Annotated in this window: 27 protein-coding genes, 1 pseudogene and 1 riboswitch; of the genes and pseudogenes, 17 read left to right on the top strand and 11 right to left on the bottom strand. The window is 73.9% G+C overall.

Going from position 1 to position 26,324, the window contains the following annotated elements; genetic code table 11:
* From AB0H81_RS23955 to AB0H81_RS23945, 3 genes are read left to right on the top strand one after another with little or no spacing between them, the layout of a single operon-like run.
* Entirely contained in the window at positions 1-861 is an 861-nt protein-coding gene (locus AB0H81_RS23955) for a xanthine dehydrogenase family protein subunit M (RefSeq protein WP_358378465.1), read from the top strand.
* Positions 861-1,358 (top strand): (2Fe-2S)-binding protein, encoded by a 498-nt coding sequence (locus AB0H81_RS23950; protein WP_358378463.1) that lies wholly within the window; start codon positions 861-863, stop codon positions 1,356-1,358. Before AB0H81_RS23955 ends, AB0H81_RS23950 begins: the two co-directional genes overlap by 1 nt.
* Positions 1,355-2,731, top strand: a complete 1,377-nt coding sequence (locus AB0H81_RS23945; RefSeq protein ID WP_358378460.1) for an 8-oxoguanine deaminase — start codon at positions 1,355-1,357, stop codon at positions 2,729-2,731. Before AB0H81_RS23950 ends, AB0H81_RS23945 begins: the two co-directional genes overlap by 4 nt.
* Before the next feature lie 116 nt (positions 2,732-2,847).
* Here the strand turns inward: AB0H81_RS23945 and AB0H81_RS23940 are convergent, their stop codons facing one another.
* On the bottom strand, positions 2,848-3,531 hold the full coding sequence (locus AB0H81_RS23940) for a CGNR zinc finger domain-containing protein (RefSeq protein WP_358378457.1): 684 nt from the start codon (positions 3,529-3,531) through the stop codon (positions 2,848-2,850).
* A gap of 45 nt (positions 3,532-3,576) precedes the next feature.
* Between AB0H81_RS23940 and AB0H81_RS23935 the strand changes: the two genes are divergently transcribed.
* The 4 genes from AB0H81_RS23935 to alc all read left to right on the top strand — a co-directional run bounded on the left by AB0H81_RS23935 (position 3,577) and on the right by alc (position 8,835).
* Entirely contained in the window at positions 3,577-4,878 is a 1,302-nt protein-coding gene (locus AB0H81_RS23935; RefSeq protein ID WP_358378454.1) for a hypothetical protein, read from the top strand.
* A gap of 268 nt (positions 4,879-5,146) precedes the next feature.
* Entirely contained in the window at positions 5,147-6,322 is a 1,176-nt protein-coding gene (locus AB0H81_RS23930; protein ID WP_358378451.1) for a glycerate kinase, read from the top strand.
* 242 nt (positions 6,323-6,564) lie between these two features.
* Positions 6,565-7,869 (top strand): allantoinase AllB, encoded by a 1,305-nt coding sequence (gene allB / locus AB0H81_RS23925; protein ID WP_358378448.1) that lies wholly within the window; start codon positions 6,565-6,567, stop codon positions 7,867-7,869.
* Positions 7,870-8,835: an allantoicase gene (alc, locus tag AB0H81_RS23920; RefSeq protein ID WP_358378445.1), complete on the top strand. Its 966-nt coding sequence runs from the start codon at positions 7,870-7,872 to the stop codon at positions 8,833-8,835. It begins immediately after the preceding gene.
* Positions 8,836-8,898: 63 nt separating this feature from the next.
* Here alc and AB0H81_RS23915 read toward each other — a convergent pair whose 3' ends face one another.
* The 4 genes from AB0H81_RS23915 to AB0H81_RS23900 all read right to left on the bottom strand — a co-directional run bounded on the left by AB0H81_RS23915 (position 8,899) and on the right by AB0H81_RS23900 (position 13,319).
* Positions 8,899-11,025: a PASTA domain-containing protein gene (locus AB0H81_RS23915; protein ID WP_358378442.1), complete on the bottom strand. Its 2,127-nt coding sequence runs from the start codon at positions 11,023-11,025 to the stop codon at positions 8,899-8,901.
* A 116-nt stretch (positions 11,026-11,141) separates the two neighbouring features.
* A complete protein-coding gene (locus AB0H81_RS23910) occupies positions 11,142-11,897 on the bottom strand; it encodes a thiazole synthase (protein ID WP_358378439.1) in 756 nt (251 codons plus the stop codon).
* Complete coding sequence (gene thiS, locus AB0H81_RS23905; RefSeq protein WP_358378436.1) at positions 11,890-12,090, bottom strand: sulfur carrier protein ThiS; 201 nt, start codon at positions 12,088-12,090, stop codon at positions 11,890-11,892. Before thiS ends, AB0H81_RS23910 begins: the two co-directional genes overlap by 8 nt.
* Positions 12,087-13,319, bottom strand: a complete 1,233-nt coding sequence (locus tag AB0H81_RS23900) for an FAD-dependent oxidoreductase (protein ID WP_358378433.1) — start codon at positions 13,317-13,319, stop codon at positions 12,087-12,089. The genes thiS and AB0H81_RS23900 overlap by 4 nt, the downstream gene beginning before the upstream one ends.
* A riboswitch (TPP riboswitch) is annotated at positions 13,309-13,425 on the bottom strand. Its footprint overlaps the gene before it by 11 nt.
* A 58-nt stretch (positions 13,426-13,483) precedes the next feature.
* Here AB0H81_RS23900 and AB0H81_RS23895 point away from each other — a divergent pair.
* Genes AB0H81_RS23895 through AB0H81_RS23880 form a run of 4 tightly spaced genes read left to right on the top strand, consistent with a single transcriptional unit; the run spans position 13,484 to position 15,862 of the window.
* Positions 13,484-14,647 (top strand): FAD-dependent oxidoreductase, encoded by a 1,164-nt coding sequence (locus AB0H81_RS23895; RefSeq protein WP_358378430.1) that lies wholly within the window; start codon positions 13,484-13,486, stop codon positions 14,645-14,647.
* Positions 14,648-14,677: 30 nt separating this feature from the next.
* On the top strand, positions 14,678-15,052 hold the full coding sequence (locus tag AB0H81_RS23890) for an Rv2175c family DNA-binding protein (RefSeq protein WP_358378427.1): 375 nt from the start codon (positions 14,678-14,680) through the stop codon (positions 15,050-15,052).
* Positions 15,030-15,668, top strand: a complete 639-nt coding sequence (gene thiE, locus AB0H81_RS23885; RefSeq protein ID WP_358378424.1) for a thiamine phosphate synthase — start codon at positions 15,030-15,032, stop codon at positions 15,666-15,668. The genes AB0H81_RS23890 and thiE overlap by 23 nt, the downstream gene beginning before the upstream one ends.
* Positions 15,668-15,862 carry a hypothetical protein gene (locus AB0H81_RS23880; RefSeq protein WP_358378421.1) on the top strand — a complete coding sequence of 65 codons (195 nt, stop codon included), beginning with the start codon at positions 15,668-15,670 and terminating at the stop codon, positions 15,860-15,862. The genes thiE and AB0H81_RS23880 overlap by 1 nt, the downstream gene beginning before the upstream one ends.
* 4 nt (positions 15,863-15,866) lie before the next feature.
* Here the strand turns inward: AB0H81_RS23880 and AB0H81_RS23875 are convergent, their stop codons facing one another.
* Positions 15,867-16,934 (bottom strand): polyprenyl synthetase family protein, encoded by a 1,068-nt coding sequence (locus AB0H81_RS23875; protein WP_358378418.1) that lies wholly within the window; start codon positions 16,932-16,934, stop codon positions 15,867-15,869.
* Between the two features lie 90 nt (positions 16,935-17,024).
* Between AB0H81_RS23875 and metF the strand changes: the two genes are divergently transcribed.
* Positions 17,025-17,948, top strand: coding sequence for a methylenetetrahydrofolate reductase [NAD(P)H] (gene metF, locus AB0H81_RS23870; protein ID WP_358378415.1), 924 nt, complete (start codon positions 17,025-17,027; stop codon positions 17,946-17,948).
* A gap of 467 nt (positions 17,949-18,415) precedes the next feature.
* On the opposite strand, the gene AB0H81_RS23865 is transcribed toward metF, so the two are convergent.
* Positions 18,416-19,018: a GNAT family N-acetyltransferase gene (locus tag AB0H81_RS23865; protein WP_358378412.1), complete on the bottom strand. Its 603-nt coding sequence runs from the start codon at positions 19,016-19,018 to the stop codon at positions 18,416-18,418.
* A 19-nt stretch (positions 19,019-19,037) separates the two neighbouring features.
* Positions 19,038-19,598 carry a YbaK/EbsC family protein gene (locus tag AB0H81_RS23860; RefSeq protein WP_358378409.1) on the bottom strand — a complete coding sequence of 187 codons (561 nt, stop codon included), beginning with the start codon at positions 19,596-19,598 and terminating at the stop codon, positions 19,038-19,040.
* A 95-nt stretch (positions 19,599-19,693) separates the two neighbouring features.
* Here AB0H81_RS23860 and AB0H81_RS23855 point away from each other — a divergent pair, with 95 nt between their 5' ends.
* Positions 19,694-20,536, top strand: a complete 843-nt coding sequence (locus AB0H81_RS23855; protein ID WP_358378406.1) for a L,D-transpeptidase family protein — start codon at positions 19,694-19,696, stop codon at positions 20,534-20,536.
* A gap of 76 nt (positions 20,537-20,612) precedes the next feature.
* On the opposite strand, the gene AB0H81_RS23850 is transcribed toward AB0H81_RS23855, so the two are convergent.
* Genes AB0H81_RS23850 through AB0H81_RS23840 form a run of 3 tightly spaced genes read right to left on the bottom strand, consistent with a single transcriptional unit; the run spans position 20,613 to position 22,047 of the window.
* Positions 20,613-21,596: an aldo/keto reductase gene (locus tag AB0H81_RS23850; RefSeq protein ID WP_358378404.1), complete on the bottom strand. Its 984-nt coding sequence runs from the start codon at positions 21,594-21,596 to the stop codon at positions 20,613-20,615.
* 3 nt (positions 21,597-21,599) lie between these two features.
* Entirely contained in the window at positions 21,600-21,743 is a 144-nt protein-coding gene (locus AB0H81_RS23845; RefSeq protein WP_358378401.1) for a hypothetical protein, read from the bottom strand.
* Positions 21,718-22,047, bottom strand: a complete 330-nt coding sequence (locus AB0H81_RS23840) for a helix-turn-helix domain-containing protein (protein ID WP_358378398.1) — start codon at positions 22,045-22,047, stop codon at positions 21,718-21,720. The genes AB0H81_RS23845 and AB0H81_RS23840 overlap by 26 nt, the downstream gene beginning before the upstream one ends.
* 116 nt (positions 22,048-22,163) lie before the next feature.
* Here AB0H81_RS23840 and AB0H81_RS23835 point away from each other — a divergent pair, with 116 nt between their 5' ends.
* From AB0H81_RS23835 to AB0H81_RS23820, 4 genes and pseudogenes are all read left to right on the top strand, one after another.
* Positions 22,164-22,562, top strand: coding sequence for a VOC family protein (locus AB0H81_RS23835; protein ID WP_358378395.1), 399 nt, complete (start codon positions 22,164-22,166; stop codon positions 22,560-22,562).
* A 408-nt stretch (positions 22,563-22,970) separates the two neighbouring features.
* Positions 22,971-24,086 (top strand): helix-turn-helix domain-containing protein, encoded by a 1,116-nt coding sequence (locus AB0H81_RS23830; RefSeq protein WP_358378393.1) that lies wholly within the window; start codon positions 22,971-22,973, stop codon positions 24,084-24,086.
* A gap of 153 nt (positions 24,087-24,239) precedes the next feature.
* Entirely contained in the window at positions 24,240-25,250 is a 1,011-nt protein-coding gene (locus AB0H81_RS23825) for a LysR family transcriptional regulator (protein ID WP_358378390.1), read from the top strand.
* 192 nt (positions 25,251-25,442) lie between these two features.
* Positions 25,443-26,324: pseudogene (locus AB0H81_RS23820) on the top strand (hypothetical protein); the annotation flags it as partial.

The raw sequence follows: 26,324 nt of genomic DNA, 5'->3' as shown, positions 1-26,324 counted from the left end.
ATGGACTTCTTGCGCCCCACGACGTGGCAGGATGCGCTGGCCGCCAAGGCGGACCGGCCCGGCGCCCTGCCCCTGCAGGGCGGCACCGACGTGATGGTGGAGATCAACTTCGACGTGCGCAGGCCCGAGGCGCTGCTGGACCTCACCGGGGTGGCGGAGCTGCGGCAGTGGTCCGTGGCCGACGGCGTGTGCCGGCTCGGCGCGGGCGTGACGTACACGACCGTGATCGAGGAGCTGGGCGGCGCGCTGCCGGGGCTGGCGCAGGCGGCGCGGACGGTCGGCTCGCCGCAGATCCGCAACCGCGGGACGGTCGGCGGCAACCTGGGCGCCGCCTCGCCCGCGGGCGACAGCCACCCGCCGCTGCTGGCCGCCGGCGCCGCCGTCGAGGTCGAGTCGCGCGACCGGGGGGTCAGGACGATCCCGGCGCACGCCTTCTACCTGGGCGTCAAGCGGCCCGCGCTGGAGCCGGACGAGCTGATCCGGGCCGTGCGCGTCCCGGTGGCCGCCGGTCCGCAGTACTTCTCCAAGGTCGGCACCCGCAACGCCATGGTCATCGCGGTCTGCTCGTTCGCGCTGGCGCTGCACCCGGAGGAGCGGCGGGTGGGCACCGGCATAGGCTCGGCCGCGCCCACGCCGCTGCGGGCGCTGGAGGCCGAGGACTTCCTGGGCGGCGAGCTCGACTGGGACGCCCCGCTGGACGCGGGGCTCCTGCGGCGGTTCGGCGAGCTGTGCGCGGCCGCCGCCGCGCCGATCGACGACGTGCGCGGCACCGCCGCCTACCGCAGGCACGCCGTCGCCGTGATGGCGCGCCGCACGCTGACCTGGGCCTGGGACGACCACCGCGGAAGGGGGGCCGCCTGATGCGCGTCACGTTCACCGTCAACGGCCGCGAGGAGAGCGCCGACGACGTCTGGGAGGGCGAGAGCCTCCTGTACGTGTTGCGCGAGCGGCTGGGCCTGCCCGGCTCCAAGAACGCCTGCGAGCAGGGCGAGTGCGGCTCCTGCACGGTCTACCTCGACGGCACGCCGGTCTGCGCCTGCCTGGTCGCCGCCGGTCAGGCCCACGGGCGCCGGGTGCGCACCGTCGAGGGGCTGGCCGAGGGCGGGCGGCTGGACCCGGTCCAGGAGGCGTTCATGGAGTGCGGGGCCGTCCAGTGCGGCTTCTGCACGCCCGGCCTGCTCGTGCAGGCGCACGACCTGCTGAGCCGCGTGGCGCGGCCGTCCGACCCGGAGATCCGCGAGGCGCTGGCGGGCAACCTGTGCCGCTGCACCGGCTACGAGAAGATCCTCGACGCCGTGCGCCTCGCGGCAGAACGCAGGGCGGAGCAGGGAGCGTCGCGGGAAGAGGCGGGCGCGTGAGCGGGCTGCTCATCGAGAACGCCTGCGTCGCGCCCGTCGCCGGGCCCGAGATCCGCTCCGGGTACGTCCTCGTGGACGGCGACCGGATCGCCGCCGTCGGCCCCATGAGCGAGGTCCCCGAGGCGGCCGGCGCTACCCGGATCGACGGCTCCGGCTGCCTGGCCACGCCCGGCCTCGTCAACACGCACCACCACCTGTACCAGTGGGCCTCGCAGGGGCTGGCCCAGGACGCGACGCTGTTCGAGTGGCTGGTGGCGCTCTACCCCGTGTGGGCGGCCATGGACGCCGAGATCGTCCACGGCGCCGCCACGGCCGGCCTCGGGCATCTCGCCCTTTCGGGCTGCACGACCTCCAGCGACCACCACTACCTCTTCCCCCGGGGCCGCGGCGACCTGCTGGCCGCCGAGATCGAGGCCGCCCGCGCGGTCGGGCTGCGCTTCCACCCGTCGCGCGGCTCCATGGACCGCGGCCGGTCACGGGGCGGGCTGCCGCCCGACGAGGTGGTCGAGCCGCTGGACGCCATCCTCGACGCCACCGCCGAGGCCGTGGACGCCTACCACGACCCGTCGTTCTCCTCGAAGCTGCGCGTCGCGGTCGCGCCGTGCTCGCCGTTCTCCGTCAGCGCCGACCTCATGACCGCCGCGGCGGAGCTGGCCAGGTCCAAGGGCGTGCGCCTGCACACCCACCTGGCCGAGACTCTGGAGGAGGAGGAGCTCTGCCTCAAGCAGACGGGCGTGCGGCCGGTCGAGTACATGGAGGAGCTCGGCTGGCTCGGCGAGGACGTGTGGGTCGCGCACGCCGTGCATCTGAACGACGCCGACATCGGCCGGTTCGCCGCGACCGGAACCGGTACCGCGCACTGCCCGTCGTCCAACGGCCGGCTCGGCGCGGGCGTCGCCCGGGTGTCGGAGATGCTGCGGCGCGGCGCGAACGTCGGCCTCGGCGTGGACGGCAGCGCCTCCGCCGAGCTGACCGGGCTGGCCGGGGAGATGCGGCAGGCCCTGCTGTTCCAGCGCGCCGTCAACGGGCCCGCGGCGCTGACCGCCCGCCAGGCGCTGGAGCTGGCCACGCTCGGCGGGGCCCGCAACCTCGGCCGCGAGCGCGAACTGGGCACGCTGGAGCCGGGCAAGCTCGCCGACATCGCGCTGTGGCGGGTGGACGGGCCGTTCGCCGCGGCGGTGCACGACCCGGTGTGCGCGCTGGTGCTCGCCTCGGCACAGCCGCCGCTGGCCCGCCTGCTCGTGGGCGGCGAGACGGTCGTGCAGGACGACGAGCTGAGGACCGTCCCCCAGGACGCGGCGGGGGAGGCGGGGGTACGGGCACAGCGGCGCCTGCGGCGGCTGGCGCGGGAACGCGGGGTGAACGCCACGTAGGGCGGCCCTCTGGGGCCTCCGGGTTGTCGTGTGGGGTGTGTCGGGCGGACCGGGCGGGTCCGTCCTTGTGCGGCGCCGGGGCGTTGCTCGGCGACGCGTGTGTGTGACGGCGGGCGTTACTCGGTGACGTCGGAGCCCGGCCGCGCAGAGGTACCGGTGCCGATGCCGGTGTCCGTGCCTGTGCCGCTGTCCGTGCCCGTGCCTGTGTCGGTGCCGGTGGCTGTGTCGATGTCGCGTTTACGGTGGCGGTAGGCGCGGACCTTGGCGATGCTGCCGCAGCCTCGCCCGCCGGGGCCGCCCGGCGCCATCGCGCACCACCGGCGGGCGCCGTTGCGGCTGTGGTCGTAGAAGACCCACCCGCAGTCGGGGCACGCCTTGAGCCGCGCCCACCGGCCCGCCCACACCGCCTGCGCCACCAGCGCCAGCAGGCGCCCGGCCGGGCCGTCCCGCTCGGGCCGCAGCTCCACGGCCGGCGCCTCCGGTTCCCCGGAGAACGTCGCGCGCAGCGGATACCGCTCCAGCCACTCCTCCAGGGCCACCGGCCGCTCCACACCCAGCGACGCCCGCAACGCCTCCCGCAGCGCCACCAGCTCCGCCGACCCACCCGGGCCGGCCACCCCCGCCCGCCCCGCACCGGGGGCGGGGAGCGGGATCGCGGGCAGCTCGGCCCGCCAGGCCGCAGGATCGGCCGCCAGCTCGGCCAGGCGGTCCGCCGGCACGCGTGTGTCGTTGGGCAGCCACCACGTGTTCACGAACGTCCGCACCTGCTCCAGGTCGCCCGGCGCCGCACTTTCCACCATGTCACCAGTTTACCCGTTAGCCGGTAACTGTTACCGTCTAAACGTATGGGTGGTAAACAGTATCGGGAGGTCCTGCGGACACCGGGGCTGGGTGTGTGGTTCGCCGTGCTGGTCTGCCAGCGCTTCCCCGTGGCCATGGCGCCCCTGGCGCTGTTGTTCCTCGGCCATGCCGCCACCGGCTCGTACGCCGTGGGAGCGCTGCTCGGCGGCGGCCACGCGCTGGCGGAGGCCGTGGCGGCGGGCCCGCTGGGCAGGCGCTTCGACCGGCGGCCCGCCCGCGGGGAGATCGCGTTGGTGCTCGGCGTGGAGGCCGCCGCGTTCGCCGCGCTGGCCGTGTTCGGTCCCGCGCTGCAAGGGGCGGGTCCCGCGCTGCCGGGGGCCGGTCCTCCGCTCCCCGGGGCCGGTTTCGCGTTGCCGGTGGCCGGCCTGCTCGCCCTTGCCGCCGTGGGAGGGGCGATCCCGTCCGGCGCGCACGGCGGGCTGCGCGCGCTGCTGGTCCGGCTCGCTCCCGGCGAGCGGAGGGTGGCCGCCCTCAGCCTGGAGTCCACGGCGAGTTCCACGGTCTGGGCCGTGGCCCCCGCCCTGGCCGGCGGGCTCGCCGCCGTCGACCCGCGGCTGCCCCTGCTGGTCATGGCGGTGCTGGCCGCCGCGGGCGCCGCCCTCGGGCCGCTGCTGCGCGACCCCGGTCCGTCCCCGGCCGTGCGGGGAGGCGGGCTCTGGCGGCAGGCGTGGCCCGCCATGGCGTACGACGGGGGCGTCATGTTCGGGTACGGCGCGGTGAGCCTGGCGCTGCCCGTGCTCCTGACGGAGTTCGGGGCCGGGGCGGGGCTCTCGGGGCCGGTCCTGACGGCCTGCACGATCGCCGGCATCGGCGGCGGCCTCGCCTACGGGGCCCGGCCGTGGCGCGGATCGCCCCTGCGGCACGCCGTCCTGCTCGCCTCGGGCGCCGGCCTGGCGCTCGCGGGCGCCTCCCTGACCCCGTGGCTCGGCGCCGCCGTCGCGCTGCTGGCCCTGGGCGGGGCGTTCCAGACGCCCGCGTTCACCGCCCGCGCGGTGGCGCTCCAGGACCTGCTGCCGCAGTCGCGGTGGGCGGCAGGCTTCTCCGGGCTCTACGCGGCCGCCGGCCTCGGGTACGGCGCGGCCGGTCTCGCCGTGGCCTGGCTGGCGGAACGGGCGGACGCGCGTACGGCGATCGGGGTGTGCGCCGTGACGGGAACGGCCCTGGCCCTCGGCGCGTCCGCCGCCGAGTCCCGTGCCGCCGCTCGTCGCGCCGCCGTGTCCTCGCACCCGGAGGGGACGTCGCCCGCCGCGCCGACCGACCCGCTCCCTGACGGCCGACCGTCTTGAGGCACTCGACGCCACCCCAGGGCGCATGGAGGCGGCGGCAGCCCGCCCGTCGCCCCTGACGATGACGCGACCGGCGGTGCACCCGTGACCGGCGCCGCCCCCTGCATCACGCCCACGCCGCGACCGGTGCCGCTGTCCGGTTCACCGGACCCCCGCGAGGCGGTGGGCGTGGAGGTGTGATGATGAGTCCCACGCCGGCACGCCGCGCCCGCCCAGCGGGACGCGCTTGGGTGGCCGGGCAACGTTCGTCGTCGCGTGGGAGTTCGCAGTGGTTGAGCACGTGCTTGTCGCCCCGGACAAGTTCAAGGGTTCGCTGACGGCCGCGGAGGTGGCCGCCAGGGTGGCGGCGGGGCTGGGCGCGCCGGCGGTGGAGCTGCCGGTGGCCGACGGTGGCGACGGAACGGTCGACGCGGTCGTGGCCTGCGGCTTCACCCGGGTCACGCTGGAGGTGACCGGGCCGACCGGCCTCCCCGTGCGGGCCTCCTACGCCTGGCATCCCACCGGCACCCCCTCCGGCCCGCGGGACGAGGGCTGCCCGACCGCCGTGGTCGAGCTGTCCGAGGCGTCCGGCCTGCGCCGCCTGCCCGCTGGGCACGAGCCCCTCACCGCCACCAGCCACGGCACCGGCGAGCTCATCGCCGACGCCATCGCCCGCGGCGCCCGGCGGATCGTGCTCGGCCTGGGCGGCAGCGCGTCCACCGACGGGGGAGCGGGCATGGCGCGGGCCCTCGGCGCGCGGTTCCTCGACGCGGACGGCAAGGAGCTGGAGCCCGGCGGGGCGGCGCTCACCGCCCTCGAGCGCATCGACATCAGCGGCCTCGCCGACATCTCGGGCATCGAGTTCGTGGTGGCCAGCGACGTGGACAACCCCCTGCTCGGCCCGCACGGCGCCGCCGCCGTCTACGGGCCGCAGAAGGGCGCCAACCCGGCCGAGGTCAAGCTGCTGGAGGCCGCCCTGACCAGGCTGGCCGCCGTCGCCACCCGGACGCACGGGCTCGTGGGCGCAGTCGAGCACGACGGCACTCCGCGGCCCATGGGAGTCGCGGGCGCGCCCGGCGCCGGTGCGGCCGGCGGGGTCGGCTTCGCCGCCCTGGCGTTCCTGGGGGCGGACATCCGGCCGGGGATCGACTACCTGCTCGACCTGCTCGGCTTCGGCGAGCTGGTGCGGGGGGCGCGGCTGGTGATCACAGGTGAGGGGTCATTGGACGAGCAGTCGCTGCGGGGCAAGGCACCGATCGGGGTCGCCCAGGCGGCGGCCAAGGCGGGCGTCCCGGTGGTCGCCGTCTGCGGGCGGCGCACGCTCTCCGACGCAGAGCTCCGGGCCGCGGGCATCGAGGCAGCATACGCGCTGACCGACCTGGAGCCCGACCCGGAGCGCTGCATGACTGACGCCGCCGCCCTCCTGGAGCGGCTGGCGGCCCGCCTGGCCGCCGACCGCCTGTGACAGGCGGTTGCTTGTGACGTGCCGACCGCTTGTGACACGTGGTGGTGACTCCGTGGTCCCTCGACGCCCGACCGTCCCTGTGCCCGGGCGCCGTGCCTCGGGCGGTCCCCGTCTTGGGCGCCCTGACGCCTTGTGGGGCAGGCGGCCTCATGGTGAGGACGCGTTGGAGGCGTGGCGTGAGGCACGGGGGCGCGGGCGCGCTCGCGGAGGGACATGATCGGAGTGCGGTGAAGGGAGCGGGCATGTTCGATCTGGTCGTGCGGTCGCGGCGGGTGGTCACGTCCGAGGGGGAGCGGCCCGCAGCCGTGGCCGTGCGCGAGGGGCGGATCGCGGCCCTGTACGCCTACGAGGCGCCTCTGGAGACGGCCGAGGACGTCGACCTGCGCGGCCTGCCTCTCCTGCCCGGCCTGGTCGACACCCACGTCCACGTGAACGAGCCCGGCCGCGCCCACTGGGAGGGGTTCGCGTCGGCGACCCGGGCGGCGGCGGCCGGGGGCGTCACCACGATCGTGGACATGCCGCTGAACTCCGTCCCGCCCACGGTCACCCCCGACGCCCTGGACGCCAAGCTGCGCGCCGCCGAGGGCCGCTGCCACGTGGACACCGCGTTCTGGGGCGGCGCCGTGCCCGGCAACCTGGAGCACCTCCGGCCGCTGCACGAGCGCGGGGTGCGCGGCTTCAAGTGCTTCCTGTCACCCTCCGGGGTGGAGGAGTTCCCGCCGCTGGGGCCGGACGAGGCGCGGCGGGCGATGGCGGAGATCGCCGGGTTCGGCGGTCTGCTGGTGGTGCACGCGGAGGACCCGGCGCTGCTGGCCGTGCCGGCCGGGCCCTCGTACCGGGAGTTCCTGGAGTCGCGGCCCGGCGCGGCCGAGCGCAGCGCCGTCGAGCTGGTGATCCGGCTGGCCGAGGAGACCGGGGCGCGGGTCCACGTCCTGCACGTCTCCAGCGCCGCCTGCCTCGAACCCCTGGAGTCGGCCCGGGCCCGCGGCGTGCCGGTCACGGCCGAGACCTGCCCGCATTACCTCACCCTGGCGGCCGAGCAGGTGCCGGAGGGTGACACGAGCTTCAAGTGCTGCCCGCCGATCCGCGACGAGGCCAACCGCGACCGCCTCTGGGACGGCCTGGCGCGCGGCGTTCTGGACTGCGTCGTCTCCGACCACTCGCCGTCCACCGCCGACCTCAAGGTGCCCGACTTCGCCGCCGCCTGGGGCGGCGTCGCCTCGCTCCAGGTCGGGTTGCCCGCCGTGTGGACGGAGGCTTCGCGCAGAGGGTACGGGCTGGCCGACGTGACCCGCTGGATGTCCACCCAGCCAGCCGCGATTGCCGAAATTTCACGAAAAGGCGCTATAAAGCCCGGCAATGACGCCGACCTGGTGGCCTTCGACCCGGACGCGGCCAACCCCGTGGACGCCCGCGCCCTCCACCACCGCAACCCCGTCACCCCCTACCATGGCCGCACCCTGAGGGGCGCGGTGCTCACCACGTGGCTCCGGGGCCGGCCCGTCGACGGCGAGCCGTACGGGACCTTCCTGCTGGGGGAGAAGTAGATGGCGTCAGAGCGGCCGGCCGCCGGCTTCACCACGCTGCCCGACCTGGCGCTGCGCACCCTGGGCGGCTCGGTCGTCTCCGCCAGCGACGAGTCGTTCGCGGAGAAGGAGAGCCTCATCAGGCCCGGCCGGCCCGCGTTCCGGCCGGAGACGTTCGGCAACAAGGGGCAGGTGTACGACGGCTGGGAGACGCGGCGGCGGCGCGAGCCGGGGCACGACTGGGCGATCGTCCGGCTCGGCCTGCCCGGCGTCGTGCGCGGCGTGGTGATCGACACGGCCTGGTTCACCGGCAACCATCCCACTCACGCGTCGGTCGAGGCGGCGGCCGTCGAGGGCCACCCGTCGCCCGCCGAGCTGCTCGGCGCCCGCTGGGTGGAGATCGTGCCCGGGCTGCCCCTGCGCGGCGACGCCGAGCACCCCGCCGAGGTCGCCGACGACACCCGCTACACGCACGTGCGGCTCAACATGTTCCCCGACGGGGGCATCGCCCGGCTGCGGGTCCACGGTGAGGCGCGCCCCGACCTGTCGGTGTACGACGGCCTGAGTTTCGACCTGGCCGCGCTGCAGAACGGCGGCCTGGTCACCGCCTGCTCCAACGCCTACTACTCCTCGCCCAACAACGTCATCGCCCCCGGCCTGGCCCGCCACCAGGCGGAGGGCTGGGAGACCGCCCGCCGCCGCGAGGAGGGCAACGAGTGGCTCGTCATCCGGCTGGCCGGGCGGGGCGTCATCCGGCTCGCCGAGATCGACACCACGAACCTCATCTTCAACGCGCCGGCCGCCGTGACCCTCACCGGCCTCGACGGCGAGCGCGAGGTCGAGCTGCTGCCCCGGACCCGGCTGCAGCCGGACACCCCGCACCGGTTCCGCCTCGCCCACACCGAGCCGGTCACGCACGTGCGGGTGGACATCCACCCCGACGGCGGGCTGGCCCGCGTACGCCTGCACGGCCACGTGACCGGCTGATCCCCGCGGCCCGCGCCGGCTCGCTCCCCAGGCGCCGCCTCGCCGTCCGGCATGACCGCGAGGTCAGTGCCAGAGGATGACCTCCGAGCCCGGCGGCCGCTCGCTGTTGGGCTGGGGCCGCTGGAAGCGGACGACCCCGCTGCCCTTGCCCAGCTTGAGGACCCGCACCTTCCAGCCGAGCTGCTGGAGCTCCTGCCGGGCGTCGTTGATGTTCTTGCCCATGACCGGGGGCACGAGCTGGTGCTCCTGGCCGTCCTGGGCCTCGTTGTCGCCCCTCCACCAGTCCCAGAAGTCGTTCTGGCAGCGCGCCACCGTGATCATCGCCGGGGCGCCCCGGTCGACCTCGGCGTTGGCCTTGGGCGACTGGGCGATGACCGTGCACGGCTCGGCGTCGTCGTCCACCTCGTTGACCTGCACCTGGAAGCCCTGCTCCTGCAGGAAGGCGGCGGCCTGGTCCTTGGGCATCTTCGCGACGTCGGGCATGGTGAGCCCGGCGCTCACGTAGATGGAGACCTTGGTGCCCTCCTTGAGCTTCTCGCCCACGAGCGGCGAGGTGCGGATCACCGTGTTGCGGGCCACGTCGGGGTTGGCCAGCCGGCGGACGGTGCCGACGGTCAGGCCCACCTTGGCGATGGCGGCGCGGGCGTCGTCGGCCGACATGCCCGCCACCTTGGGCACCACCACGAGCTTGGGACCGAGCGAGGGCACCAGCGTCACGGTCGTGCCCGCCTCGACCTCCTGCCCGCCCACGGGATCGAGGCTGAGCACCATCCCCTCGTCGGCCTTGTCGTCGTGGCGGCCCTGCGCCACGCGCACCTTCAGCCCGCCGGAGACGAGCTTCTGCTCGACCAGGGACACGGGCCTGCCGACCAGGTCGGCGGGCACGGTCACGTACCGGGGACGCGAGACGTACCAGCCGGTCAGGCCGATCGCGGCCACCATCACGACGGCGAGCGCCACGATGATCCAGCTCGGCCGGAACCCGCGCCGCCGCCCGGAGGGCGGCTCCGCCGGCGTCTCGGCGCGCGGCTGGATCATCGTCGGGTTGGGGACGGCGCCGCCGGGCGGGGCCTGCGGCATGGCCACCGTCATCCCCGGCTGCCCCGGGGGGACGCCCGGCTGGGAGAACGGCTGCGGGCCGTAGCCGCCGGGAGCCGGCCCCGCGGGCTGAGCCCCGGAAGGGGGACCCGTCCGGAAACCCGTCCCGGGCCCTGTGGGCGACGCCTGGGCACCGGAGGGCAGCTGCGCCGTGGGCGCGGGGAGCGGGCCCGAGGGCCCGTACGGGCCGGTGCCCGGCAGCGAGTACCGCGCGCCCGTGTGCGGGACGCCGGGACCGGTGAGCCGGGGGAGCTGGCGGTGCACCTCGACCGCCTCGACCAGCATCGCGGTCGCGTCGGCGGGCCGCGCGTCCGGCTCGCGCGCCGTGGCGTGCGCCACCAGCGCGTCGACCACCGGCGGCAGCTCGGGAGTCAGCGACGACGGCGCCGGCACGGTGTCGTGGACGTGGCGGTAGGCCACGGACATGGGCGTCTCGCCGTCGTACGGCGGCTGGCCCGTCAGCAGCTCGAACAGCATGATGCCGGCCGCGTACACGTCGGTGCGCACGTCGGCCCGGCCGGTGGTCACCTGCTCGGGCGACATGTAGCCGATCGTGCCGATCATCATGCCGGTGCGGGTCTGGTTGGTCGCCTCGATCGCCCGGGCCAGGCCGAAGTCCACGACCTTGACCCGGCCGTCGGCCGTCATCAGCACGTTCTCCGGCTTGACGTCGCGGTGGACCATGCCCGCCTGGTGGGCCGCGCCCAGCGCCGCGAGCACCGGGATCAGGATCTCCAGCGCCTCGCGGGCCGGCAGCCTGCCCCGCTCGTTGAGGATGTCGCGCAGCGTCCTGCCGGGGACGTACTCCATGGACAGGTAGACGACGTCGCCGTCGGTGCCCTGGTCGAAGACGTGGACCACGTTGGGGTGGGAGAGGCTGGCCACGGACTTGGCCTCCCCGATGAAGCGCCGCACGAACGCCGGGTCCTCGGCGAGCGAGCGATGCATGACCTTCAGCGCGACCGTGCGGTCGAGCCGGACGTCCAGCGCGAGGTAGACGGTCGCCATGCCGCCCCGCGCGATCCGGGACTCGATGCGGTAGCGCCCGTCCAGGGTCCGCCCGACCAGGGGGTCCGCAGTCGTCGTGTCCACGCCGCCGAGTTTACGGGCGTTTCACCGCCCGCAGGGCGCGACCATCCGAAACGATGCGGAGCCGTGGCCCCCGCCCGGCCGTTTCGGACGCCCCTTTGCGGACGTCCGATACGGCTTCACGGGGTCATCGGGGAGGACGCCTCGGCGTAGCGGCGGCGCGGGATGCGGCCGGCCTGGCGGGCGAGGCGCCCGGCCTGGACCGCGCCCCGCATGGCCGCGGCCATCAGGTCGGGCCGCTGCGCCCGGGTGACCGCCGTCGCCAGCAGCACCGCGTCGCAGCCCAGCTCCATCGCCAGCGCGGCGTCGCTGGCCGTGCCGATGCCCGCGTCGAGGATCACCGGCACTCCGGCCGCCTCCACGATGAGCTCGATGTTGTGCGGGTTGCGGATGCCGAGCCCCGAGCCGATGGGCGCGCCGAGCGGCATGACCGCCGCGCACCCGGCCTGCTCCAGGCGGCGCGCCAGCGCCGGGTCGTCGCCGATGTACGGCAGCACCACGAAGCCGTCGGCCACCAGCCGCTCGGCCGCGTCGAACGTCTCGATCGGGTCCGGGAGCAGGGTCCGCTCGTCGGCGATCACTTCGAGCTTGACCCAGTTCGTGCCGAGCGCCTCGCGGGCCAGCCGGGCCGTCAGCACGGCCTCGCCCGCCGTGAAGCAGCCCGCGGTGTTGGGCAGCACCTTGATGCCGCGCTCGCGCAGCACGTCGAGGACGGAGCCGCGCGCCGACGGGTCGAGCCGCCGCATCGCGACCGTGGTCAGCTCGGTGCCGGAGGCGGCGAGGGCCTGGTCCAGCACCTCCAGCGAGGGGGCCCCGCCGGTTCCCATGATGAGCCGGGACGAGAACTTCTCCCCGGCGATGATCAGATCATCCACCTTGCACCGCCGTCAGCACCTCGACGCGGTCGCTGTCGCCGAGCGCCGTGGTCTCCCACGAGCCGCGCGTCACGACCTCGTCGTTCACGGCCACCGCCACGCCGGTGGTGGCGGTGGTAAGGATCCGCACGGCCTGCGCCACGGTGGTGCCGTCGGGCACCTCGCGCGGGCTGCCGTTGATCGTCACTCTCATCCCATCTCCTCGGAGCCGGAGGTCTTGTCGTACGGGAGGCCGCCGAAGCCCTGGGGCCCGGGGACCGGGTGGTGGCGGGCGGGGGAGCACAGGGCCGCCAGCTCGGGCTCCTCCCCCTGGAGCAGGGCCGCCGTGAGCGGCGCCAGCAGCACCCCGCCACGGTGGTGCCCGGTCGCCAGCGTCAGGCCCGGCGTGCCGCTCGGGCCGATGAGCGGAAGGTTGTCCGGAGTGCCCGGGCGCAGCCCGGCGACCACCTCGGCCACCTCCAGCTCCGTCACCCCGGGCACCAGCTCACGGGCGTCGCGCAGCAGCTCGTACAGGCCGCCGGCCGTCACCCGCGTGTCGAAGCCCAGCTCCTCCTGCGTGGCGCCCACCACGAGCTCGCCGTCGCCGCGCGGCACCAGGTAGACGGGGGCGCCGTGGACGACGCCGCGTACGCACCGGCTCAGCAGCGGCTCGGCGGAGCGCAGCCGCATGATCTGGCCCTTGACCGGCCGGACGGGGACGCCGGCCAGCTCCGCGCTCCACACGCCGGCCGCCAGGACCACCCCGTCGGCCTGGATCTCGGCGGGAACCGCCCCGCCTCCGGCCGCGGCGGCCAGCTCCACGCCCACGACGGCGCCGTCCCCGGGGCCCTCAGAGGCCCGCAGGAGCCTCGACACCCGGGCCCGCACCACCGGGACACCCCGGCGCTCCAGAGCGGCGAGCAGGGCGGACGTGACGCGGCGCGGGTCCACCCACGCGTCGCCCGGCGCCAGCAGCCCGCCCCGCACCGAGGGGGCCAGCATCGGCTCCAGACGCCGGCACTCCCGGCCCGTCAGCCGCTCGACCGGCAGCCCCAGCTTGCCCATGAAGGCGGCCAGCTCGTCCAGCGCGGCGAGGTCGTCCGCCCCGAACGCCACGTCCAGGGTGCCGTCGGCGCGGAAGTCCACCCCGTACGAGGGCGCCCCGGAGGACCCGGGCGAAGGGGCGAGCACCCCGGGCGGCAGCCCCGCGTCGGCGGCCAGCTCGGCGGCGAACGACGGCCAGCGGCGCAGCGACGCCACGCCCAGCCGCAGCAGCGGCTCCTCCGTGTAGGAGACCTCGCTCACGGGCGCCAGCATGCCCGCCGCCGCGTGCGAGGCCCCGGAGGCCGGCGCCGGGTCCACCACGGTGACGGCCCGCCCCGCCCGCGACAGCCGCCAGGCGACCGACAGCCCGACGATCCCGCCGCCCACGATCAGCTCCATGCGCGCTCCCTTCGCCGGCATGATCCGGATCAGGTGGATTGCGGTCGAAGGCCCGGTCAAGCCTTCCTCTCAGCCCGGTCACGGCCGGACTCCCGCGCGTCGTACGCCCCCAGCCTACGGCCTCGGTGCGGGACTCCGGCGGCGGCCCCGTTATGGTCTTGAACGTGAACCGTGTCGTGGTGGCCGGAGCGGGCCTGGCCGGAGTGCGCAGCATCGAGGCCCTGCGGGCCCGGGGGTTCGGCGGTGAGATCGTCCTCCTGGGGCAGGAACGGCACCGCCCGTACGACCGCCCGCCCCTGTCCAAGGCGGTGCTGCTGGGTACCAGCGACTCCAGCTTCGTCGACTCCGACCTCGCGACGCTCGAGGTGGACTTCCGCCCCGGCGTCAGCGCCACCGGCCTGCGCCCGGGCGTGGTCGAGACGAGCGAGGGCGACCTGCCGTACGACGGCCTGGTCATCGCGACCGGCGCCGACCCGGTCACGCTGCCCGGCGACGGGCAGCAGCACGTGCTGCGCACCCTCGACGACGCGCTGGAGCTGCGCGCCAGGCTCGTCCGCGGCGCCCGCGTCGCGGTGATCGGGGCCGGCTGGATCGGCGCCGAGGTGGCCACGGCCGCGCGCCGCGCCGGCTGCGAGGTGACCGTGATCGAGGCCGGCCCCGCCCCGCTCTCCCACGCCGTCCCCGCCGGGATCGGCGCCCGCACCCTCAGCTGGTACGAAGGGATCGACCTGCGGCTCGACACCATGGTCGCCTCGGTGGACGAGGGCGGCGTGCGGCTGGTGGACGGGGAGTTCGTCGAGGCGCACGTGGTCGTCACCGGCGTCGGCGTCCGCCCGGCCGTCGAGTGGCTGGCCGGCGCCGACATCGACCTGCACAACGGCGTCGTCGCCGACGAGCACCTGCGCGCCTCCCTGCCGGGCGTGGTCGCGGTGGGCGACTGCGCCGCCTGGTGGTCGCGCCGCTACGGCACCCGCCTTCGGGTCGAGCACTGGGACACCGCGCTCGGCGCGCCCGAGGTCGCCGCGGCCACGCTGCTCGGCGAGGACGCGGTGTACGACCCGGTGCCGTACTTCTGGTCCGAGCAGTTCGGCCACATGGTCCAGTACGCGGGCCACCACCCGGCCGGCGCCCGCCTCCTCCACCGGGGCGGGCCGGAAGGCAAGTGGTCGGCCTGCTGGCTGACGGAAGAGGACACCCTGGCCGCGGTTCTCGCCGTGGACCGCCCGCGCGACCTCGTCCAGGGACGCCGCATCATCGACGCGGGCCACCGGATCGACCCAGAACGCCTGGTAGATCCCGATGTCCCTCTACGCGATTGTGTTGTTTGAGCAAGCGCGCCATGTGGTAGTTGTGGTTTCGTGACGCTTTCTGTTGCACAGATCGACCGGGAGACCGACCAACTCGTCGAAGAGTGGCTCACTCTTCCCGAGGTGGCCCAGCGCATGCAGCTCTCGCTCGGACGCACCAAGCAACTCCTCAAGGACCACAAGCTGCTAGGCGTACGGCGGGGCAGCGGCGGGCCGCACGTGCCCGCCGTGTTCCTCGACGGGAACGAGGTGATGAAGGGCCTGCCCGGCACACTCACCGTGCTGCAGGACGCCGGCTTCGACGACGTCGAGGCGCTGCGCTGGCTCTTCACCCCGGACGACTCGCTGCCCGGCTCGCCCATCGAGGCGATCCGCGCGGGCCGCCACACCGAGGTCAAAAGACGTGCCCAGGCCCTCGGTTTCTGACGCCCGGCTCTACCTCTGCACCGACGGACGCCGCGGGCGCGGCGATCTGGCCGACTTCCTCGACGCGGTCCTGGCCGGCGGCGTCGACGTCGTCCAGCTCCGCGAGAAGGGCCTGGAGGCGCGCGAGGAGCTCGCGCTGCTGGAGGTCTTCCGCGACGCCTGCGACCGGCACGGCAAGCTGCTGGCCGTCAACGACCGGGCGGACGTGGCCCACGCCGCCCGCCCCGACGTGCTCCACCTGGGGCAGGACGACCTTCCGGTGAGGGTCGCACGAGAGATCCTCGGCGACGACATCCTCATCGGCAGGTCCACCCACTCCGCCGCCGAGGCGTCCGCCGCGGCGGTGGAGGAAGGCGTCGACTACTTCTGCTGCGGGCCGACCTGGCCCACACCGACCAAGCCGGGGCGTCCGGCGCCGGGACCGCCGCTGCTGCGGCACGCGGCCGGGCTCGGCACGGACCGGCCGTGGTTCGCGATCGGCGGCATCGACCTCGCCAACCTGGACGAGGTCATGGCGTACGGCGCGACCCGCGTCGTCGTGGTCCGGGCGATCACCGAGGCCGACGACCCGGGCGCGGCGGCCGCCGAGTTCGCCAAGCGTCTGGGAGCGGCGTGATGACGGTGTCCACGGTCGTGGCGGCCGGTTTAGTGATCGCGTTCGCGGGCGTCGTCATCTGGATGGTGTGGTCGCTGATCGCCGGCCGCCCCTCGTTGCGGAGAGGCTCCGGCAACCCGGGCCGCCCACCCCACGGTGTGACGATGCCCGGCGCGGACATCCCTGTCTGCGGCGACTCCTCGGGCGGTGCTTGACCGCTCACGCCTGGCGTGAGGTGGCCGCGACCGCCAGGCCGGCGAGCGCGGAGCGCGCCTCCGCCGTGATCGGCGCCTGGTCGAGGCAGGCCAGCGCCTCGGTCAGGTACGCCCCGATCAGGTCCTCGCACTCCTTCAGCGCCCCCGTGTCCTCGATGACCTCGCGCAGCGCCGCCACGCCCCGGTCGTCGAGCCCCGGGTCGCCCAGCAGGCTGCGCACCAGCGCCGCCTGCTCCGGCGTCGCGGCGGCCAGCGTGCGCGCCACGAGCATCGTCCGCTTGCCCTCGCGCAGGTCGTCGCCGGCCGGCTTGCCGGTGGCCGCCGGGTCGCCGAACACGCCGAGGATGTCGTCGCGCATCTGGAACGCGATCCCCACCCGCGTGCCGTACGTGGTGCACAGCTCGTCCATCCACGGCTCCAGCTTGCCCGCCGCGAGCGCCAGCCCGAGCCGGAGCGGCTGCTCCACGGAGTACTTGCCGCTCTTGTAGAGCGCGACCCGCAGCGCCGACTCGAACGTGTTCTCCCCGTGGGCCTGCTCCAGCAGGTCGAGGTACTGGCCGCACATCAGCTCGGTGCGCATGTGGTCGTGGAACGGCTGCGCCCCCGCGAGCGCCTCCGGCGGCAGGCCGCTGCCGCGCCACATCTCGCCGGACCAGATCAGCAGCAGGTTGCCCAGCAGGATCGCCGCGCCCATCCCGAACTGCTCGGCCGAGCCGTGCCAGCCCGAGCCGGCGTGCATCGCCTCGAACCGGCGGTGGGCCGAGGGCATGCCGCGCCGCAGGTCGCTCTTGTCCATCACGTCGTCGTGGACCAGCGCGCTCGCCTGGAGCAGCTCCAGCGACGCCGCCGCCAGGTAGATGCCCGGAAGGTCGGCCCCGCCCGCGCCGCGCCACCCCCAGTAGCAGAACGCGGGACGCAGCCGCTTGCCGCCCGCCAGCAGCTCCTTGGCGGCCAGGCGGAGCGGCTCCAGCTCCGGCGCGCCCGTGACGGGAAGCTGCCGGTCGACGAACTCCCTCAGGCAACGGTCCACCTGTTCGCGCAAGGTGTCCATGCTCGCGGCCTCAGTGTTCATGCCTTGAGACTAGTGGCCGCCGGACGACGCCGGATCTCCAGGCCACCGTGTTGACCGCTGGTGCGGGGCACGCCACGGTAACCTTGGACCATGGCCCTTGGTCGACCATCCGTCCTGCCCGATCGTGTCCCCACCGTCCGGGAGCTCCTCGCCTCCGGTGGCCGGTCGTTCTCCTTCGAGTTCTTCCCGCCGAAGACCGACGAGGGCGAGCGGCAGCTCTGGCGCGCGATCCGCGAGCTGGAGTCGCTGCGGCCGACCTTCGTCTCGGTGACGTACGGAGCGGGCGGCACCACCCGCGACCGCACGGTCGACATCGTCGAGCGGGTCGCCCACGACACGACGCTCACGCCGGTGGCCCACTTCACCGCCGTCAACCACTCGACCCGCGAGCTGCGCCACCTCGTCGGCCGCTTCGCCGACGCCGGGGTGCGCAACATCCTGGCCGTACGCGGCGACCCGCCCGGCGACCCGACCGGCGACTGGGTCCGGCACCCCGATGGCGTCCTGTACGCCGAGGAACTGGTGCGGCTGATCCGCCAGGCCGGCGACTTCTGCGTGGGCGTGGCGGCCTTCCCCTACAAGCATCCGCGCTCGCCGTCCATCGAGTCCGACACCGAGTTCTTCGTGCGCAAGTGCCGGGCGGGCGCCGACTACGCGATCACGCAGATGTTCTTCCAGGCCGACGACTACCTCCGGCTGCGCGACCGGGTCGCGGCCCGCGGCTGCGACACGCCGATCATCCCGTGCATCATGCCGGTCACCCAGATGAGCACGATCGCCCGCTCGGAGCAGCTGTCGGGGGCGCCGTTCCCGCCGGCTCTGGCCGCCCGCTTCGAGGCCGTCGCCGACGACCCGGCGGCGGTGCGGCGGCTCGGCATCGAGCACGGCGCCGAGCTGTGCCAGCGGCTGCTCGACGAGGGCGCGCCGGGCATCCACTTCATCACGTTCAACCGGTCGAGCGCCTCGCGCGAGGTCTTCCAGCTCCTGTCGCACCCGGAGCCGGTCGCCGTCTGAGGCCCTGCCCGCGCCCATGCGAAGAGCCCGCCCCCTGACGGGGACGGGCTCTTCGACGTGTGCGTACCGGTGTGCGTGTCGCCTCTCGGCGAGGTGCACAACGCGGCTCCAGCCGAACGGTATTCCGCGAAGGCGATAGGTGAGGCCCGGGGACACTGGGCACACCGGCCACGTGTCATAGAACCACGCCTCGGCCGGGAACATTCCCGCCGCCGCGAAACCCGTCCGCGGCAGGGGCCCGGCGAGGCTCGGCCGGTGCCAAGTGCGGCCCGGCGTGGCCCGATGGGGCCGGTGGGACCCGGGGGGACCCGGTGGGGCCCGCCACCCGCCCGCAGGGGGACCCGGCGGGTGGCGGGTAGGGGTGGGTAGACGCGCGGTAGAGCGTCCATTACTTTGCGTAGTCATTCATCCCCGCGCGTCACGTCCGCCAAACTCGCTGGTCAAGGCTTTACCAGGAGGTCCGTCGGCTACAGCGGCAGGGGCCGGCCGGCGATCGCGTACTCTTCGTAGCCGCCGGGGAAGACGAACCGCGAGATCAGGTCCGTGAAGCCCATGCTGCGGTACAGGTGGCGGGCGGCGGTGGGCCGGTCGTGGGTGGACAGCACGGCCGAGCGCTCCCGGCGCCCCGCGCACAGCGTGGTGATCATGGCCCGGCCGATGCCCTTGCCCTGGTAGTCGGGGTGGACGTGGATCTCGGCCAGCTCGAACGCGTCGCCGAGCCAGGCGTCGGCCACCCGGGGCCCGGACCGCTCCTCCAGCGCCCGGTGGACCACGTCGTGCCACCACTGGCCGGGCGCGCCGTGGAAGCCGTACGCGAACCCGACGACCTTGGCGTCCCCGCGCCGCCCCGGCCCCGTCCCCGTCCCCGTCCAGGGAACGGGGACGGCGGGCTCGCCGCGCAGCTCGGCGAAGTAGCACTGGAAGCGCGGGTACATGCCGTGGTTGCGCATGATGCTGCGCCGGCCCGTGATCTGGTCCGCGGGAGGGCGCATGGCGGCGGCGTAGATGTCGATCACCGTGTCCAGCCGCTCGTCGAACTCGGCCGGCCCCGCCCCGCGAAACTCGATCACGCTGCGCACATTACTCGACCTACTCGACGTCGACCGGGGTGCCCGCGGTGATGCGCACCAGCTCGTCGAAGGTCGTCGGGAACACCGTGTGCGGATGGCCGCCGGCGGCCCACACCACGTCGTACTTGCTCAGCCAGGTGTCGACGAGGGTGCGGATCGGGGAGGGGTGGCCCACGGGCGCGACGCCGCCGATCGGCTGGCCGGTCGCCTGCCGGACGAACTCCGGCGTGGCCCGCCGTACCGACCGGACGCCGGCGGTGCGGGCGACCAGCTCGACGTCCACGCGGTGCGCGCCGCTCGTCATCACGAGCAGGGGCGCGCCGTCGGCGTCGAAGACGAGGCTGTTGGCGATCGCGCCGACCTCACAGCCGAGCTGGGCGGCGGCGGTCGCGGCGGTGGGCGCCTTCTCCGGCAGGACGACGATCTCGCCGGCGGCGCCGAGCTCGCGCAGGGCGCCCTGGACGATGACGGCGTTGGCGGGCAGCCCGATGGAGCGGGCCGCCAGCTCCGCCACGGTAGGGGGTGCGGAGGGCTCCGGATGCTGTGCCGTGTGCTGTGCGTCAGGCGACTTCTCGGACATGGGGCCACTCTACGGGGATTGACCTTGCCCTTACCTGGTCATGGTGGTGGTGTAAGGTCCTTTGATTCGATTGTTGAGCTGAAGAGGTGCTTCGCGTGAGGACACGACGTCTGTCGGGAACGGCGGCTCTCGTCACGGCCGGCGTGGTCGTCCTGACCGGGTTCGGCGCGGGGCCCGCGGCCGCCGCTCCCACCGGGACGCCGGCGCTCGAGGCCGCGACGACCACCCCCGCGACCGCGACCGCTCTCACGGCCCCCGCGGCTTTCGCGGCCCCGGCGGCCGTCACGGTCAAGGCGCCCCGCAAGACGCTGCGGCTGGGCGCGAAGGGCGAGGCCGTCACGTGGCTCCAGCGCCGCCTGGCCGAGCTCGGCTACCAGCCGGGCAAGGCGGACGGCCGGTACGGCGGGACGACGCTGACAGCCGTGTGGGCCTTCCAGAAGGTCAACGGCGTCGCGCCGACCAGCACGGTCGCCGCGCGCACCTGGAAGGCTCTGGAGAGCCCCAGGGCGCCGAAGGTCCTCGTGCCGAACGGACGGCCGACCCGCGCCGAGGTCAACCTCACCAAGCAGATCATGGTCCTGTACGTGGGCGGTCAGCCCAAGCTGATCACGCACATCTCGTCGGGCAGCGGCGTGGCGTACTGCGAGACCGCGGTGTGGCAGGGCAAGAAGCAGCGCTTCTGCGGCTCGGCCCGCACGCCCACGGGCGACTACAAGACCACCTGGCGCAAGTCGGGCTGGCACACCTCGTACCTGGGCCGGCTGTACAACCCGATCTTCTTCAACGGCGGCATCGCCTTCCACGGCGCGCTGTCGGTGCCGCTGTCCCCGGCCTCGCACGGGTGCGTGCGGATGCCGATGAACGTGGCCCAGGTGCTGCCCGGGATGCTCGGCACGGGCGTGCCGGTGCACGTCCGGGGCGCGTTCCGGCGCGCCTGAGCCAGGGGCCCGCCGCGCGTCCTGCCGCGCCTGAGCTGGGGCCCGCCGCGCCGGGACGCGCGCCGCCGTCGTGGTCCTACGCGTCGACGCCCGCCTCCTTGGCCGCCCGTTCGACGGCGGCCAGCTCGTCGCCGGTGAAGCCGAGCCGGTCCACGGCCGCCACGTTGGCCTCCAGCTGCTCGGGGCTGGACGCGCCGACCAGCACGGAGGTGACGCGCGGGTCGCGCAGCGCCCAGGCCAGCGCGAGCTGCGCCACGCTCTGCCCGCGCGCGGCGGCCAGCTCGCCGAGCGCCCGGACGAACGCCAGCACCTCCGGCGTGACCTTGTCCGCCGTCAGGAACCGCCCCTCGGCGGCCCGGGAGTCCTCGGGGATGCCGTCGAGGTAGCGGTCGGTCAGCAGGCCCTGCGCCAGCGGCGAGTACACCACGCAGCCGACGCCCTCCTCCTCCAGCACGCCGAGCAGCGACCGCTCGATGCCCCGGTCGAGCAGCGAGTACGGCGGCTGGTGGACCAGCAGCGGCGTGCCGAGGGAACGCAGCAGCGCGGCGATCCCGGCGGTGCGCTCGGGGGAGAAGTTCGACACGCCCGCGTACAGGGCGCGGCCGGTGCGCACCATGTGGTCGAGCGTGGCCGCCTGCTCCTCCAGCGGCGTCTCGGGGTCGTCGCGGTGCAGGTAGAAGATGTCCACGAAGTCGAGACCGAGCCGCTCCAGCGACCGGTCGAGCGTGGCCAGCAGGTGCTTGCGCGAGTTGCCCTTGCCGTACGGGCCGTCCCACATGGGGTTGCTGCCCTTGGTGGTGACGACGATCTCGTCGCGCAGTCCCCGCAGGTCCTGCCGGAAGATCTGGCCGAACGCCGACTCGGCGGCGCCCAGCGGCGGGCCGTACCGGTCGGCGATGTCGAAGTGGGTGATGCCGAGGTCGAGGGCCTTGCGGATGATCGCCCGCTGTCCGTCGAGGGGCTTGCCGCCGCCGAAGTTGTGCCACAGCCCGAGGGAGACGGCGGGCAGCAGCAGGCCACTTCGGCCACAGCGCCGGTACGGCTGGCGTTCGTAGTTCAAGACTCACCTTCCCGCGATGCCGGTCAGCGCGACGCCCCTGATGAACGTCTGCAGGTAGATCACCGACTCACGGTACTGGTTCCGGTCGCCGTCGATGCGGGCCGGGTCGACGGGCGATCTCTCACGCGACCCTGATGTCGGACACATGCTCAAGACCCCATTCGGCCAAGGCGTGGACCGTGGCGTTGAGCGAGGCGCCGGCCGGAGTCACGGTGTATTCCACCCTGGACGGCACTTCGTCATAGACATCGCGCCGTATCAGGCCGTCCGCCTCCATCACCCGGAGTTGTTCGAACAGAACCTTCTCGCTGATGCCGGGGATACGCCTTCTCAATTCGCCGAAGCGCACCGGCCGGCTGTGCAGCTCCCAGAGGATCGTCGCCTTCCATTTACCGGAAATGGCCGCCAAAGCGATACCCAGACCGCATGTCGCAGGATATTGCCGCACCATCGCTTCCTCCCCGCTAACCATGATGTAGGTGCTTACAATTAAGTCAGTACTTGTCGGCCTCGTCGGAACGCTCGTAGTGTTCATCGTGAACGAAGAACGACCGAAGGAGAATGAAGATGAACAAGGTGTTCTGGTTCGATGTGCCGGTGCGCGATATCGACCGGGCCTCGGAGTGGTACAACGACGTATTCGGTTGGGATGTTCAGCCCAGGCATCCGGAGGACGGAGGCGACGCGCTCAGCTTCCGTATGGCCTATACGAGCCAGACGGGTGAAGGGCACACGCCGCTGAAGCCCGGCTCGGTGAACGGCGGCGTGGTGACGCGCGACATCGGCATCACGCAGCCGACCATTCTCATCGAAGTCGAAAGCATCGACGAGAAGATCGAGCAGTTGGTCAAGGCAGGCGGTGGGATCGTGACCGAGAAGGTTCACCTGCCCCTCGCCGATGGGTATTTCGCCTACGTGACCGACCCCGACGGCAACGTCCTCGGGCTCTACGAGTGGGAGAAGTAGCCGGCCGACCGGCCTGAAACCACTTCAGCGATTGTCATCGGCAGCCGCTTCCTTGTCACTGCCACTACAGGCTGCTGGAGTGAATCACCGGCACACGAAGCTCCTGTGAAATGCGCCGACCACCGGCAAGGCAATTCCCAGGGCCTTCGTGTGCCGTCCGGCAAGCCTCCTGACGCACATTTGATCATGCGAGTGCCCCGTCCAGGCAGCCGGCCGGTGCGGGCAACTCGCGCACGGCGTCGCGGTCCCACACGCAGACGATCACAAGCGGGGCGGCGCCCGGTCCGTCGACCCTGTTCCGATGACCGCCATCGGTGTTCCTTGCCACGTCTGTCTCTTCCCTGTCCGTTGCCGGTCACGACGGTCAACCAGCGTGGCATCGCGCGTCGTCGTCCGACACTGGCAGGAGTGCCGATATTCACCAAATTCCTGCCATGGGGTGTGCTCGTGACTGCTGGATCCGTTGCGCTGGTCGTGATCGACAACGCCATCCCCCTGTGGGACATGTACGAGCTGGGCATCGCCTCGGCGGTCTTCGGCGTGGCCCATGACGATCTCGCGAACCCTTGGTACGACCTGCGGTTGTGCGGGATGCGTCCAGGAACCTCCTCCGACCGGCCAGGGTTCGCGCTGAACGCGCCATACGGATGGGACGAGCTGGAGAAGGTCGATACCGTGATCGTCCCGGCCGTGCCGGAGGAGTACCTGAGGGGCGACGGCGAACTTCCCGCGGAGCTGATCAGCGCGCTTCAGCGGGCCGGAGCCGCGGGGGCACGCATGGTCTCGCTCTGCAACGGCGCATTCGGGCTCGCTGCCGCGGGACTCCTCGACGGCCGCCTCGCCACCGCCCACTGGGAACACACTCATGTCCTGGCCGAACGGTTTCCCGAGGTGAAGGTCGACGACTCGGCGCTGTACGTCGACGACGGTGATGTACTCACCAGTGCCGGCCTCAGCGGCGGCCTCGACCTGTGCCTGCACATCGTCCGTCGGGACCTCGGCGCCCAGGTGGCCAACCAACTGGCCCGGCGCCTGGTGGTTCCCGCCCATCGGCCGGGCGGCCAGGCCCAATTCGTGGAACGCGTCATCGCCGTGACCGACGACGGTATCGCGCCTGTGCTGCACTGGGCCCTGGAAAATCTCGACCGTCCGCTCACCGTCGCCGACCTGGCCGCGCGCGCCGGAATGAGCGCGCGCAGTTTTCACCGGCACCTCCAGGCCTCGACCGGCATGAGCCCGATGAAGTGGCTGCTCCATCAGCGTCTCGGCCGCGCGCAGGTCCTTCTGGAGACCACCGCCCTGCCCATCGACCACATCAGCGAGCGCAGTGGGCTGGGCACCGCCAACAATCTCCGCCACCACTTCGCCCTGCATGTGGGAATCACACCCACCGAATACCGGCGAGCCTTCCCCGCTTCCAGGTCAGGGAGCACACACAGAGCGGCTTCGGGTCAGCGCGCAGGAGATCGACCAGGAAGTCCCGATCAATTTCGGCCAAGAGCGCATCGAGCAGCCAGCGCGTGAGGGCATCGGCCTGGTGGCCGGAGGAGCCACCATCGGCCGGCCGCCGCGAGCGCCGCTCCCTGCTCCCCTGGCGGTCCGGCCGCATGGAACGGGAGGTGACCGGCGGCGATACGTCCACGATGGCGGGACGCGCGGTGTGATATCCCTGGCCGTATGGAACCGCGCGCCCCGGACCGGCCCCCGCCGGCCACGGAGCGGACCTCGACGGGGCGGCCTTCGACGGGGCGGACCTCGACGGGGCGGCCCGAGCTCGCGCTGCACCAGCTCCACGCCTTCGCCGTGCTCGCCGAGGAGCTGCACTTCGGCCGGGCCGCCGAACGGCTCGGCATCGCGCAGCCGCCGCTCAGCCAGCAGATCCGGCGGCTGGAGAGCAGGGTCGGGCACCCGCTGTTCGATCGCGGCCCCGGCGCGGTCACGCTGACGCCGGCCGGGCACGAGCTGCTGCCCGCCGCCCGTCGCGCCCTCGGCGAGATCGCCGGCGGCCTCGACGCGGCCCGCCGCGCCGGCAGGGGAGAGGCGGGCCGCATCCGGATCGGCTTCGCGGCCTCGCTCGCGCTGACCGTACTGCCGCGGATTCTCGGCGCGTACCACGACCGGTATCCGGGCGTGGAGATGGAGGTCCGCGAGATGACCACGGCGCCGCAGGTGGCGGCGCTGTGTGACGGCTCGCTCGACGTGGGGCTGCTGAGGGAGCCGCCCGAGGTGGACGGCCTGGAGGCCGAGCCGCTGCTGTCGGAGGGGTTCGTCGCGGTGCTGCCGGCCGGGCATCCACTGGCCGCCGGGCGGGTCGTGCCGGTGGCGGCCCTGGCGGGCGAGCCGTTCGTGCTGCTGCCGCGCGAGGCGGCGCCCACGGTCCATGACCGGATCGCCGGGCTGTGCCGGGCGGCGGGCTTCGAGCCGCGCGCGGGGCAGCGGGCGGTGGAGTGGCAGACGGTCTGCGCGCTCGTCGGAGCGGACCTCGGAGTGTCGCTCGCCCCGGCGAGCGTCCGGCGCATCCGGGCGGCGGGCGTCGCGTACCGGAGGATCAGCCCTGGTGGGGCGCGCACGACGGTCGCCGCCTGCTTCCGCCGTGACGACCCGGACCCGCTGGTGGCCCGCTTCCTGCGCACGGCCCGCGAGCAGTCCTCACCTGCCTCACGTCCAGGCGGTCACCCGCTCCCTTGATGTCGCCGGCCGTGGGGATGGCGGGTGGGTCCGCCGTGATGACGTCGGGCGTCCTTCCTGTGGGAGCACATCCCGATATAGGCCGACATAACGTCCGTATAACCACATGTGGTGACGGCGCGGTTAGGGGGCTTTTGCTGAACTCCCTGCTCTGAGCTCGGGGAACACCTGGGCGTCGAGCAGGGGGAGATCATGCTGTCCACGCCCGTGGCCCGCGCCGCGCACACCTCGCCACCCGTCCAGCGGGCGGTCAGGCAGACGGCCAGGGGGCGAAGCAGGTGGCTGTGGTGGGCCCTCGCGGGCGGCTGGCTGGCCCAGGTGCTCCTGCGGCTGTGGCTGTTCCGGTACCACACCGGTCCCGTCGCCAACCCGGACGAGACGGGCTACCTGGTCGCCGCCCGATGGCTGGCCGGGGGAGCGGGGGCGGATCTCACGGGTTCGACGTTCTACCAGGGCGGTTACGCGTTACTGCTCGTACCCGCGTACTGGGTGACGTCCGATCCCGTCACGGTCTACCGGCTGGTGGCCGGGATCGGCTCGATGGCGGCGGCCACGGCGTTCCCGCTGGCGTACGTGGTGCTGCGGCGGCTCGCGCTGGGCCGGCGGGAGGCGGTGGCGCTGGCCTTCGTGGCGGGGCTGTCGCCGGCGCTGCTGCTGTTCTCGGGGCTGGCGCTGGCGGACGCGGTGCTGCCCACGCTGGTGCTCGGCTGGCTGCTGGCCACGCACGACCTGGCGCGCACCGGCTCGCTCCGGGCGGGCGCGCTGGCGGGGGCCCTGGCGGGCTTCGCGACGGCGGTACACCTGCGAGGGGCGCTGATCCTCGCGGCGTACGCGCTGACGGTGGCGGCGCTCCTGGTCATCCGCCGCCCGGCGCGGGGCGGCCTGACCGTCGGCACTGCGGCGCGGAGTGCTCTGACGGGAGGCGCTGCGGCGGAGGAGGGCCTGACGGGAGGCGCTGCGGCGCGGGGCGCGAAGGGCGCGGAGCGGCGGTTGCCGCACCGGGCCGGGGCTGTCGCCCGGGGCGCCCCCCGGCTATTCGCGGCGGCGGGCGGGTTGCGCAACCGCGCGCGGGCG

The sequence above is a fragment of the Nonomuraea sp. NPDC050691 genome (assembly GCF_040654455.1).
Lineage (GTDB): Bacteria > Actinomycetota > Actinomycetes > Streptosporangiales > Streptosporangiaceae > Nonomuraea.
Note: the sequence above shows the minus strand (reverse complement) of the source record. Positions and strands in the feature narration are given on the sequence as shown.